We start from the raw sequence: 11,724 nt of genomic DNA, 5'->3' as shown, positions 1-11,724 counted from the left end.
AGAGCATACAGATATCAACACGCCCGCTTCGGAAAAAGGGTCATTATTTTTGGCGACATCCTAAGCCTAACGCTCATGAAGACCTGGCCATCGCCCCGACAAATGAAAGCACTCTGGTGGGCGGAGGGTGCGGTCACTCACCCGACAGAACGCCGTGAATACGTTCGTGTAGGCTCGACGGCGGCTGCCCTTGCCGCCGACGCCTGTCGGTCGGGCAACCGTACCCTCTTCGGAGCCGACATTTTCTCTGCCGAGCTTCGTATATCGAAAAATTAGATAAAGAGTCCAAATCTACGACCTTTCACAGCAATAAAACAACACAGCGTAAATTGAAATGACAGCAATGACCCTAACCGAAAACATATTATCTACAAACAAATTTGGCGATACCTATTTATATGCGATCAACCGAGGGACATTTGACAAAATCAGCGCCAATGTCGTTTTCGAAACGACTTTCAGCAAGTCATTGCTGCAAGAAGACACGCTTAACATCATTATCGGCACGGATTCGGGATTATTGCCAAAGTATATAACCGAGCAGGGCATTCCAAGCGGCTCTCGATACATATTCATCGAGACTCAAGACATTCTCGACACGCTCAATCAACACCATTTATTGGGCGATTTCCCGACTGAAATCGCCTGCCTAACCGCCGACGAATGGCTAGAAAAAGCAAGCGACTTCAAGATAGACCAATACCTTTATATCGGCGCAGTCAAATCGTTTAATTCGATTTGCGCACAGCAATTCGCACGAAATGAATACGCCGAGCTCAGCTGGACTATTAAAGAAACCCTGCATACCCTGCACTGGCAACATAATGCGGCAATCGGCAATGAAAGCTTCATCATTAGACAACTGGAAAATGCAACCGATAATCTATTACCCGCCGGCTTACTCAAAAATGCCTTCAAAAACCAAACCGTCATCATTCTTGCGGGAGGGCCGTCTTTATCCAATATCCTTCCCTGGGTAAAACAAAACAGAAGCAAACTCACCGTTTTTTCGGTTTCTCGCATTTCCCGACAATTAGTTGCTAACGGAATCAACCCAGACTTCGTATTTTCTGTCGACCCACAAGCCATTAGCACTGATTACAGCAAGGAAATGTTTCAATTCGGATCCGACACAATTTTTATCCATGCCTATCATGTGCATCCAAGATTACTCAACCAATGGCCTTACACTAGCCTCTACTTGGGAGAGCGTCTACCGTGGAAATCGATCATCAATCCCGAAAACTTAGACAGCATCGGCCCCACAGTAACCAATACCGCTTTAAATACCGCTTATTTTTTTGGATTCGAGCGCATTTTACTGGCAGGATTCGATCTCTGTTACACAAAAGAAGGCATCACCCACGCCAAGGGCAGCAACGAACAATTAGCCGGCCCGAAATATAAATTAACATCCTTGCAAGTAGAAACTTATAACGGAGAAAAAAGACCTACAGGTCAAGACTTTTATACCGCGCTCGAGGTTCTATCGCAACAGGCTGAAATCATTACGGCCGATCAACGAAAAATCATCAACCTCGCCCCCACAGCGGCAAAAGCAAGAACTATCGAACATATTCCGCCGGAGAAAATTGAATTAACCGAAATTGAAATCGCGCCAATTGACATTGTCGCAAAACATATCCCAAAGGTTAGCGACACCGACCTCAAGGAAGATTTTGAAGCCTTGACCACCGAGCTAAAAAAGGCCCTTCATCAAATTAGCAATATCAAAAAACTCGCTAACAAAGCTATCGAAATCAATAATAGGATGTATAACAAAGAGGGCTTGATTGAAAACTATCGCGATAAGCGAAATCTGGACATTATCGAAAAGCAGCTCAATAGGCGCTACAAAGTTCACGGCAACTTGGTCAAACGCTTCGGCCTCCGAAATTTTCTTAAAATAACCGCGCCGCACAAGAGCGATTGGAACGCGGAAAAAGCAAAGGACGTTGGTCTAGTTTACTACCAATCCTATTTAACTGGAGCCAAGCACTTAATTGAGCTTATCGAAGACACCTTGCAGCGAACTCAAACGAGACAAGAAGAGCAGAAAAACAATCCGAACTTCACCATGCTTTTTACGCAATGGAATAAAGATCAATGCTTTAACCGAGCTCGCATATGGCTTAAAAACCATCCGAATACTCATCTTCCCGAACCAATCGCTACCGAATTCGAATCATTTTCGGAAAAATTTGATGCTTTCATAAAAAATGACGCATCGAAGCGTTATGCGCAAAATAGAACCGTATCTCGCTTGCCTGACGTCAAAGCAAGAGCCTTATTACTGCTCAAGCACAAGAAAAACGAGGAGTTACATGACTTACTCAACGCACTGACAATCGACGACAAGGAACCTAACAAGGCCTCTTATTTAAAGCTAATTTCGGCCTTCATTGCCGAAATCGAAGAAAATTACGACATAGCGCTCGGTTTTTACGACGAAATATTGAATTATGAAAACTCGCCATTGTTAGAAGAAGCTTTACTCAGAATCGCATTAATCAGCATCAACCAACAAAACAATGAAAACGCCTTCTTGGCACTGGAATGTCTCAGCCAACTTTCTCCTTTATATCTACCGTTTTACGCAGAATCGGCAAGAATATTGGGGCAATTAATGATCGCCATAGACAGCTACAATGCCTATATCGCACAATTTCCAAACGACACGTCAGTCAAACTGAAACTGGCTAATTTGTATTTAGAAAACCGCATTCCCGATGCGGCGGAAATGATGATTGATCATATTTTGGAGCAAAAACCCGATCTGCCTGCCGCATTGACACTAAAAAAAATCATTGCCGAACAAAAACAGTCTTAATTGCACTTGGGGTTTGGCAAAATGCCTCTATTTTTATCATTTACAGAAGGCGGGGGCGGTTGCCATCAACCTAGAAAAAGCATTTCACCATGAGGATCATGAAGAATAAGAAGTTAAGGAGCGAGCAATAAAATAACTTAGACAACTGTTGGAAGAGGGTTTGGTGGCTCGATTGACAGGTGTCGGCGGCAGGGATAGCCGCCGTCAAGCTTACATGGACGTATTCACGGCGCCCTGTCAAGCGAGCCACCGAACCGCCGCAAAGCCTACTACTTGTATAAGTTATTTTATGCATATTCCTAATTCAATAACTTAATTATACGTTTGTATAGAGATTTCGCTCACCAAAAAGGCTAGCGAGGATGTCGGCAGCAGGTCAGATTTTTCGATCAAAAGGGAGTGGAATTTACTTTCTGCGGAAATAGGCTAGCCCATGAAAGGCTGCCCCGTCATTCCCTAGCGAAATCATCACTAATAACCTGATAAGCCTTAATGCTCTTTCTCCCCTGATTGAGCGCTCCGGCTTCTTTTTGCAACGCCAATTTCCGAGCTTGAACTTTCGCCATATAGTGCTCATCTTCCCGCTGAACCTTTCGTAACAATGAGCTCAATTCATTCTTATCTTCCCCGCCGTCCGAGCGGCTAAACAGCCGCTCTAAACAATCTTGACGCCGCGCTAGCAAATCGTTGAGATACTCCCATTTTTCATCATCGATTGCCTGACCGATCAAATCCGAAAAAGCCGTCAATTCTTTGATCAAATCATTAACCGAATCCATAGAGTTCACTTACAGATATCTTTCCGGAATCGCGTCCCAAGCTTCTTTAAGCTCCCGCATTAAACCGGCAACCTCGTCCAAAATAGCGATATCGTTTTCGGAGCTCGCTTGAAATAAGCGATTATTAATATAGCTATAAAGATTGCTCAGATTTTCTGCTATTTCACCGCCTTCTTCGGCATTCAGCCCATCAGTCAACCCGCCGACTATTGCAATGGCTTTCGAAATTTGCTCGCTTTTACCTTCGAAATCGCCTCGATCGATCGCACCTTTCGCGGCATTAACGCGCATTAAAAAACCGCTCATTAACATCTGAATCAGTTTATGAGGTGAAGCATCCTCTAAAGCCGCTTCATTTTGCACCGCGGCATATTTATTTACATTGTTCCTATACATACTCGGTCTCATATTCGCCTCTTTCATAGTATTCATTTCGTATTAACTATTCAATAGCGCCAATTGTTGAGCGACAAAGGAACCGGTAGCTTGAAACTGTCCAACCGCGGTATCCATCGCAATAAATTGCTTCAACAAAGCGCTTTCCAAGTTATCCAAGCGAACCTGCACATTTTCGCGGCGTGTCTCGAATCCTTTCAACTGTTGACTCAAAGACTTCGTTCTAGAATCCAATACGCCGCCTGTTTTCAAATATTGGTCTAACCGCTCGCTCAAACGATTCGCAATACCCTGATCGGATGAAAATACATCACTGATCGCGCCAAGATTACCGTCCAATATCTCGCTAAATTTTGAATTATCCAGCGACATGACTCCATTACGGTCGATCGTTATTCCTATCAATGCCAAAGAATTAAGATCGCCATTCGCCGAATCGACCGGACGGGAAATTTCGCTTCTGATTTGACTTTGAACCATTCTGAGCGTCGAATCTCCAATCAGCGCGCCAGCCGCTTGAGTTTCAGCATCGAATTTCCCCAAATTTTTTACCGAACTCATCAAACTATTGTAAGCCTTGACAAAGTCATTGGCGGCTTCGGTAATGGCCTTCGAATCGACGGAAACATCCAAGTCAAAGACGGTATCGGGATCGGCGGTCTTTAAATCCAATGTCACGCCTTGAATGACATCCGATATCGAGTTTTGGCCTCGCGTCGCGACTTGCCCGTCCACCTCGATTATCGCATCGAGCGCCGGTCTTTGTTGTTGCATGTTATCAGCCAAATCAGCTAAACCTGAATCTGTCGACGACATTGAAATAGCATTAGCGCTACCGGTGTCCTTAGCGGTCAAGACTAGTTTATAACCCTCATCGACGCTGATGATACTCGCCGTCACTCCAGTATTGTCTTGCGCTCTATTGATCGTGTCACGAATCCCGCCAAGGGTATTATTGGTGTCATCAATATTCACCGAAAACGCAGCACCACCAACGGAAAGAGTCAACTCGCCAACGCCAATCTCGGCATCATACCCGGAATAGCCCACCCCTCCCGTGATCAATTTATGCGAGGTCGCAAGCTGCGTCACCTTCAACGAATAACTTCCGGCAACCGCTAGGCTGCTTGCTTGAGCCGTAGCGATATTGTCATTAGCCGTCGCTGCTTGATGCTTACTAAACAAGCCACCGTCTTTTAACTTATTCGCCGCGGCTTGAAAACCAGACAAAGCGCTCTTCAAAGTGCCAAGAGCGCTTAACCTAGATTTCACCGAAGTTTCTTGGCGGTTGATCGCATTCAAAGCCGGCTGACCTTCGGCCCTAACCAATTGACTGACCAAACCGTTGATATCGATACCGCTACCTAGACCCAATGCCGATGTAATGGCCATGACTTTCTCCTCTTGGATAAATTACGCACGCTCCATAAAAAACACTCCATGCCCTTGCTTGCCATCCAAATCCTTCAAGCGCTTGGCTAAAGCCAAAATCTCATCACTCGGAATTTGCCTCAAAACTTCGCCACTTTTACGATCGACCACACTCACCACAACTCGACTGGTTTCGTCATCTACTTTAAACTGCAAATTACGTTGCGCCTCGGCCAAAACCTTATTACCCTCTTCAGCCAATATTTTCGCGTCTTCAAAAGAAATCAAATTTTCCGATTTTTTATCGCCTGCTTTATGATCCTTCTCAGGCCCTGCCGCCGAAACACTAGCCGCATTGCCTTGGGCTTGCTCGACAGTATTATCTTTGAAATCCTTGATCCTAGAAACGGTGCTGTCTATTTTCTGGGAAGATGTGAAGCTTAGTCTGGTGACATTTGAAATATCATTACTCATAACTCACCTCTACTCGCCTTTTTAGGGTGCCCCATATGGGGACACCCGTTATCTTACCACCTTATCTCAACAGGCTGAGCACCGTTTGAGGGGCTTGGTTGGCTTGCGCCAGCATTGCCACACCCGCTTGTTGTAAAATTTGATTTCGACTCAAGGCGGCAGTTTCTGCGGCAAAATCGGCATCCATGATTCTAGACCGCGCAGCCGATTGGTTTTCAATCGACGATTGGAGGTTGGCAATTGTAGTGGTAAAACGGTTTTGGATAGCGCCAAGCTCGGCACGAGAAGTGTCGATCGTTTTAATGGCATTGTCTATCGCAGTAATTGCGGCCAAAGCATTTGATGCAGTGGTTCCCGTAATTGCAGCCCCTCCACCAGTTCCGGTAACGCTTGCCAATGCAGCCCCCTTCAAGCCCGCCACCGTAACCGATATTTGATTATTAGCGGCAGTATTTGCGCCAACTTGGAAGTTGACACCTCCCGACAAATCTCCGTCAAGAATTTTTTTACCGTTAAACTCGGTATTTTCAACGATACGAACTAATTCGGCGCTCAGTTGTTGATATTCGGCATTCAGTTTTTCTCTATCGTTTCCCGTCACCGCGCCGTCATTGGCTGCTTGTACCGCAAGATCGCGCATCCGTTGCAATGTGTCTGTTATAACCCCCATTCCAGCTTCCGCGGTTTGCGCCATAGAAATACCGTCATTGGCGTTTCTAACTGCAACCGTCATGCCTCTAATTTGAGAGTTCATCGCATTACCGATTGCAAGGCCTGCCGCGTCATCTTTTGCCGAGTTTACCCGTAAACCCGAAGACAAACGCTCCATCGATGTCTTCAAGACATTGTTTGTTGCATTCAATTGGCGTTGGCTATTAATTGATGCAACGTTTGTATTGATTACCATTGACATGATCTTACCCTCCTAGCGGATATTGAATCGTTATATTAAGTTTTGTCTCGCTTGTGTTATCGGCAAGAGCGGCGATGCCTTTAATTCATTTTCGTCAATTACCGGACCTGACTCACAATTTTCATCATCAAGCCGTTTGCCGATTCAAGAAATTTTATCGGCCTCATCATGAAAAGCTTGATAGAATCTGAAAGCCAAATTAAATCCTTAGAGAACCGGTTTAATCCCGCCATGCAAGAAACAGCTATTGCCGACCGCCTTATCGGCCCCAATCGCCCCCCTTTTATCATCGCCGAACTATCAGGCAACCATAATCAATCACTTGACACGGCATTAGCGATGATTGAGGCTGCAGCGAAAGCCGGCGTAGACGCGATAAAACTACAAACCTATACCGCCGACACGATGACATTGGATTTGCATACCGGCGAATTCTTTATCGATGATAAAGACAGCTTATGGCACGGCAAATCGTTATACGAACTATACCAACGAGCGATGACGCCTTGGGAATGGCATCAACCGCTATTCGAGCATGCGAAAAAACTGGGCCTCGTCGCTTTTAGCACACCATTCGACGAATCGGCAGTAGAGTTTTTGGAATCGCTGGATGTTCCTTGCTATAAAATCGCCTCATTTGAAAATATAGACCATGCCTTATTAAAAAAAGTCGCTTCGACCGGAAAGCCCGTCATCATGTCCACCGGCATGGCAAGCCTGCCGGAACTCGCCGAAGCCATCGGAATATTGAGAAATAATGGATGTAATAACCTCATCCTGCTCAAATGCACCAGTAACTATCCCGCCCAACCTATTGATGCGAATTTACGCACCATCCCGCATTTGGCCGACTTATTCGACTGCCAAGTTGGGCTTTCCGATCATACGCTGGGCGTTGGAGTACCCGTCGCGGCCGTTGCACTAGGCGCCACAATAATTGAAAAACATTTCGTATTGGATAGATCCAAAGGTGGTATCGACGCCGCATTTTCGCTCGAACCCAAAGAATTTGAAATACTGGTGAACGAAACACAACGTGCTTGGAACGCGCTAGGCAAGGTACATTACGGCTGCACTCCAAAAGAACTCGGCTCACGGATACACCGAAGATCATTGTATGTCGCGAAAGATATGCACGAAGGAGATGTATTTACGCCGGAGAACTTAAGATCGATTAGACCGGGCTTGGGATTAGCCCCCAAATACCTTTCTCACTTCCTGGGTCGAAAAATAAAGCGAGCATGCGATAAAGGAACACCACTAACCTGGGACTTGATATGACAACAACGAATAATCAATTTGTGTTGTTTGGCGCCGGCAAGGCGGGCGAGTTTTTTATCCAAAACAATCCCGCGCTAAACATCATTGCCATTGCAGACAACGACGTAGAACGCCATGGCGCATCTTTACTTGGAATTCCAATCATTTCACCGAAAGAACTACCAAAACTGGACTTTCAATCGATCATCATTACCAGCCAATGGGTCGACAGCATTAAACAACAATTAATTGCGGAAATCGAAATAGACGAAAATAAAATCCAAATCCCCAGTAAAAACGAGGTCAAGGCGGCACTCCCTTTTCAACACTCCCCGACTCTGAACCTCGCTCATCAATTAATGCGTTCGTTAAACGACTATCTACAACAGAACGACATTCAAGCCTGTCTCGACTCGGGAACGCTCTTAGGCGTAATGCGGGACAATGCGCTGATCAGCTGGGATGACGACATCGACTTTGCCGTCGATTGCAAGAATTTTGCTTCGGTCACAAATTTAATGACAGATTTTGCCCCGTTCGCGCCATTACAAGACCAAGTGGAATGGAAAATCGTAATGATCAATGTATCGGGCGAAGATTGCTGTATTAACATCGAATTTAGTCCGAAAACAGGTATAACACTGATACCGTTTGACCTTAGCATTCAAATGCGCAGGCTATCAGAAGGAAACTCAGAATTGGTGTCGTCCGCAGGTTTGTTTTTTGCGCCCGCCATTCATTTTGAGCAATTCGCCAAAACTAGCTTCCTCGGACAACATTTTTACATCCCAAATCATGCCGACGAGTTTTTGACTTTTATGTATGGCAACTGGCGCGAACCTAAACAAAACACCCGCATAACCGAATATCACAATCGTCGTGTAGAAATCGCCGACAGAGCGCCAGCCATCGTCCGCAAGCGCATTTTGGCCACGACAAACTAATGCGGTTGATGATCAGCAGCGCTAGTGCCAAGATTCCTTTGCTTAGCGCCGCAAAGTCCGCACTGTTGAAACTCGATCCAAACGGGTCAATCCTGGCCGCAGATAGGGACTCTAACGTAGTTAGTAAATTTCTAGCCGATGAATTTTGGCAAATGCCAAGCACGTCGGATGACAACGTTGAGAAAATTATCAACGGTTGCTTGGATCGCAATATTGACTTTGTGTTACCAAGCCGCGATGCGGAATTGCTTTTTTGGGCAAGACATAAAAATGCATTTCACCAGAAAAATATTCACATTCTGGTAGCCCCAATTGCCGGCATTGAACTGTGTTTGGATAAATTAGCCTTTGCTCGTTTTGGAAAAGAAAAAGCTTTACCGATTATCGCTACCAGTGAAAATATTAGCGACATTTACGCCGATTACTTCGTTGTTAAAGAACGTTATGGTGCGGGTAGTAAAGCCATAGGGCTTGGTCTCGACAAATCATCAGCTCTCAAGCACGCCGCAACACTTCAGTCACCAATCTTTCAACCTCTGATTAGAGGAAAAGAAGTCAGTATTGATGCATGGCTGGATAAAAACGCCAAACTCAAAGGGCACATATACCGCTACCGTGAAAAAGTGCAACACGGCGAATCGCAAATCAGCACTACGGCAATTCTTTCTCAATATGACGCCTTGATAAGGCAATTGCTAGAAGGAATGCAACTGACCGGCCCGGTAGTGCTACAGGCGATGATCGATACCGATAATAAACTTTGGGTCATTGAATGCAACGGCCGCTTCGGTGGAGCCTCCACACTAGGAATCAAAGCGGGTCTGGACAGCCTATACTGGAGCCTAACGGAAACATTAGGGAGGAACATCAGCGCTATCCCGTTCAATCCGCTAGCTCGGCCGTTAACGCAGATACGTTATGCCCAGGATATTTATTTGTGATCTATATATTTGATTTAGACGACACACTTTACGACGAGCGCCAGTTTGTGGAAAGCGGCATGCATGCCGTAGCCAAGATGGCAAAGAGCCAGTGGCAACTGAATGCTGCCGAAAGCTACAATACACTTATCCAATTATTGGACAACCAAGGCCGGGGACGAATTTTTAACGACTGGCTTGCACAACACCGACTAGCCACTCAGACAAATATCAAAAAATGCATCAGCTGCTACCGGCTGCATAAACCAAACATCAGCATGCCGCAAGAACATCATCAGTTATTACAGCAGCTCCCTAAGCCGCTATATTTAGTTACCGACGGCAATAAAATTGTGCAGCAAAATAAAGTTGAGGCGCTTGGCATCGCCCATTACTTTAAAAGGATATTTATTACCCATCGCTTCGGTATTAAGCATGCGAAGCCTTCGACTTATTGTTTCGAGTTAATTAGAAAAGCTGAGAAATGCGAATGGCAGGATATGGTATATGTAGGGGATAATCCGAATAAAGACTTTGTTAATTTGAACAAGCTAGGGATGATCACAATAAGGATAATGGCAGGCTGTCATAAAGATGCAAAAGTTCCTACTTCAGCCGATGCAAAATGGCGCATACTATCACTAACAAACCTCGCAGAATTAGCCTTCATTTAACTGGGCATAAACATCAAGCGTATACTTAATTGATTTATATAGAGCGCCCCCCAATCTTTGCTGATTTTCATGCATTTGTTGTAACAACTCGGATCTAGCAAGCCGAGAACATGGGCATCGCAATAACTGCTCCATCAACACGGCTAAATGCCTAGCATCACCAGCGACAAAGAACTGCACATGGGGAATAGATATCTCCTTATTTACTGCGATATCCGATAGCAATACCGGAACACCAACAGCAACAGCATCATAGGTAGCCCCTCCACCAGCTCCCCCTTCAAATAAAGTCGGCTGGACAAGGGCCTGCGCACCTTTTAGTAGACTAATTTGATCAAGCTTAGGAATATGACCTAAAAAGTGTACCCGCTCAGTAATCTTTAACTCGTCCAATAAAGTTTTAAGCTCCTGCTGATAAAGCGAATTACGGTAATCCTCCAAGGTACCGGTACACAAGAGATGAACATTAGTATCCTTTAAAGCCGCTAAAGCTCTGAATGCTGTAGAATGATCCTTATGCACCCAGAACTGATTACAAACAATAAAGTAACGCTTTGGCAGTTGGTATTTCCGCTGCGCGTTTGTTGGCTCAATATCAAGCCAGCTCGGTTGTAAAATAGGCAGAAATGGCAGCACAAAAATGCGTTTTGAATTTATCCACGGGTAAAAAATCTGTAGATCCTGTTTTACTGCCTGCGCATTGACTAACATAGCTTTACAATCTCTCAGCCTTGCGGCAAACGCAGTCTCACGCGAGAAACATTCGTGCTCGGTAAATAAGTGGTGAAAATATTTGTGTTGAAAATCCGGAATATAAGATATCCATGGCACGGGAAACGTCGCGCCCAAATCACCATTCACTGCCACAACAACACTAACACTATTCTCTTGCAATCGTACCGCCAAATCTGTGGTTACAGCATCATAATAGATGATATCCCTCGAAAACGTTATCTGCTGAAAGTAATCAGTAAATATTTCATATAATGGCGAATTTAGAAAATCATGATTTAACGCTATAACCAGTCTTAAATCATACTTGTCAGCCACCGAATGAAGGCCTATACTGATATTTCTAAGAAACTCCAGCCCACCTGCCCAGCCAAAAAACTGAGGCATCAATGCAACCTTAATCACGCATCAACTCCCTTCATTCATTTTAT

11 protein-coding genes are annotated in these 11,724 nt (G+C 45.0%); 5 read left to right on the top strand and 6 right to left on the bottom strand.

Features of this window, described 5'->3' with window-relative positions; all coding sequences use genetic code 11:
• The first annotated feature begins 334 nt into the window (after positions 1 to 334).
• Entirely contained in the window at positions 335 to 2,830 is a 2,496-nt protein-coding gene (locus MEALZ_RS03635) for a 6-hydroxymethylpterin diphosphokinase MptE-like protein (protein WP_014147250.1), read from the top strand.
• A gap of 449 nt (positions 2,831 to 3,279) precedes the next feature.
• On the opposite strand, the gene MEALZ_RS03630 is transcribed toward MEALZ_RS03635, so the two are convergent.
• From MEALZ_RS03630 to MEALZ_RS03610, 5 genes are all read right to left on the bottom strand, one after another.
• Positions 3,280 to 3,609 carry a flagellar protein FliT gene (locus MEALZ_RS03630; protein WP_014147249.1) on the bottom strand — a complete coding sequence of 110 codons (330 nt, stop codon included), beginning with the start codon at positions 3,607 to 3,609 and terminating at the stop codon, positions 3,280 to 3,282.
• A gap of 9 nt (positions 3,610 to 3,618) precedes the next feature.
• Positions 3,619 to 4,005, bottom strand: coding sequence for a flagellar export chaperone FliS (gene fliS / locus MEALZ_RS03625; protein WP_046060966.1), 387 nt, complete (start codon positions 4,003 to 4,005; stop codon positions 3,619 to 3,621).
• 42 nt (positions 4,006 to 4,047) lie between these two features.
• Positions 4,048 to 5,397: a flagellar filament capping protein FliD gene (fliD, locus tag MEALZ_RS03620; protein ID WP_014147247.1), complete on the bottom strand. Its 1,350-nt coding sequence runs from the start codon at positions 5,395 to 5,397 to the stop codon at positions 4,048 to 4,050.
• 21 nt (positions 5,398 to 5,418) lie between these two features.
• Positions 5,419 to 5,850: a flagellar protein FlaG gene (locus MEALZ_RS03615; protein ID WP_014147246.1), complete on the bottom strand. Its 432-nt coding sequence runs from the start codon at positions 5,848 to 5,850 to the stop codon at positions 5,419 to 5,421.
• 61 nt (positions 5,851 to 5,911) lie between these two features.
• The gene (locus MEALZ_RS03610; protein ID WP_014147245.1) at positions 5,912 to 6,763 is read right to left on the bottom strand and encodes a flagellin N-terminal helical domain-containing protein; all 852 of its coding nucleotides are present in this window, start codon (positions 6,761 to 6,763) and stop codon (positions 5,912 to 5,914) included.
• Positions 6,764 to 6,931: 168 nt separating this feature from the next.
• Between MEALZ_RS03610 and pseI the strand changes: the two genes are divergently transcribed.
• Genes pseI through MEALZ_RS03590 form a run of 4 tightly spaced genes read left to right on the top strand, consistent with a single transcriptional unit; the run spans position 6,932 to position 10,561 of the window.
• A complete protein-coding gene (gene pseI, locus MEALZ_RS03605; RefSeq protein WP_223842344.1) occupies positions 6,932 to 8,044 on the top strand; it encodes a pseudaminic acid synthase in 1,113 nt (370 codons plus the stop codon).
• The gene (locus MEALZ_RS03600; RefSeq protein ID WP_014147243.1) at positions 8,041 to 8,967 is read left to right on the top strand and encodes a LicD family protein; all 927 of its coding nucleotides are present in this window, start codon (positions 8,041 to 8,043) and stop codon (positions 8,965 to 8,967) included. The genes pseI and MEALZ_RS03600 overlap by 4 nt, the downstream gene beginning before the upstream one ends.
• A gap of 8 nt (positions 8,968 to 8,975) precedes the next feature.
• A complete protein-coding gene (locus tag MEALZ_RS03595) occupies positions 8,976 to 9,908 on the top strand; it encodes an ATP-grasp domain-containing protein (protein ID WP_206742863.1) in 933 nt (310 codons plus the stop codon).
• Positions 9,905 to 10,561 carry an HAD family hydrolase gene (locus MEALZ_RS03590; protein WP_014147241.1) on the top strand — a complete coding sequence of 219 codons (657 nt, stop codon included), beginning with the start codon at positions 9,905 to 9,907 and terminating at the stop codon, positions 10,559 to 10,561. The genes MEALZ_RS03595 and MEALZ_RS03590 overlap by 4 nt, the downstream gene beginning before the upstream one ends.
• Here MEALZ_RS03590 and MEALZ_RS20575 read toward each other — a convergent pair.
• The gene (locus MEALZ_RS20575) at positions 10,547 to 11,698 is read right to left on the bottom strand and encodes a glycosyltransferase (RefSeq protein WP_014147240.1); all 1,152 of its coding nucleotides are present in this window, start codon (positions 11,696 to 11,698) and stop codon (positions 10,547 to 10,549) included. The two genes, MEALZ_RS03590 and MEALZ_RS20575, sit on opposite strands and share 15 nt — an antisense overlap.
• Between the last annotated feature and the right edge of the window lie 26 nt (positions 11,699 to 11,724).

This window comes from Methylotuvimicrobium alcaliphilum 20Z (assembly GCF_000968535.2).
Lineage (GTDB): Bacteria > Pseudomonadota > Gammaproteobacteria > Methylococcales > Methylomonadaceae > Methylotuvimicrobium > Methylotuvimicrobium alcaliphilum.
Note: the sequence above shows the minus strand (reverse complement) of the source record. Positions and strands in the feature narration are given on the sequence as shown.

Bases quoted from the DNA above. Each gene is read 5' to 3' on its own strand.
- MEALZ_RS03635 (WP_014147250.1), top strand. From the start codon at position 335: ATGACAGCAATGACCCTAACCGAAAACATATTATCTACAAACAAATTT.
- MEALZ_RS03630 (WP_014147249.1), bottom strand. From the start codon at position 3,609: ATGGATTCGGTTAATGATTTGATCAAAGAATTGACGGCTTTTTCGGAT.
- fliS (WP_046060966.1), bottom strand. From the start codon at position 4,005: ATGTATAGGAACAATGTAAATAAATATGCCGCGGTGCAAAATGAAGCG.
- fliD (WP_014147247.1), bottom strand. From the start codon at position 5,397: ATGGCCATTACATCGGCATTGGGTCTAGGTAGCGGTATCGATATCAAC.
- MEALZ_RS03615 (WP_014147246.1), bottom strand. From the start codon at position 5,850: ATGAGTAATGATATTTCAAATGTCACCAGACTAAGCTTCACATCTTCC.
- MEALZ_RS03610 (WP_014147245.1), bottom strand. From the start codon at position 6,763: ATGTCAATGGTAATCAATACAAACGTTGCATCAATTAATAGCCAACGC.
- pseI (WP_223842344.1), top strand. From the start codon at position 6,932: ATGAAAAGCTTGATAGAATCTGAAAGCCAAATTAAATCCTTAGAGAAC.
- MEALZ_RS03600 (WP_014147243.1), top strand. From the start codon at position 8,041: ATGACAACAACGAATAATCAATTTGTGTTGTTTGGCGCCGGCAAGGCG.
- MEALZ_RS03595 (WP_206742863.1), top strand. From the start codon at position 8,976: ATGATCAGCAGCGCTAGTGCCAAGATTCCTTTGCTTAGCGCCGCAAAG.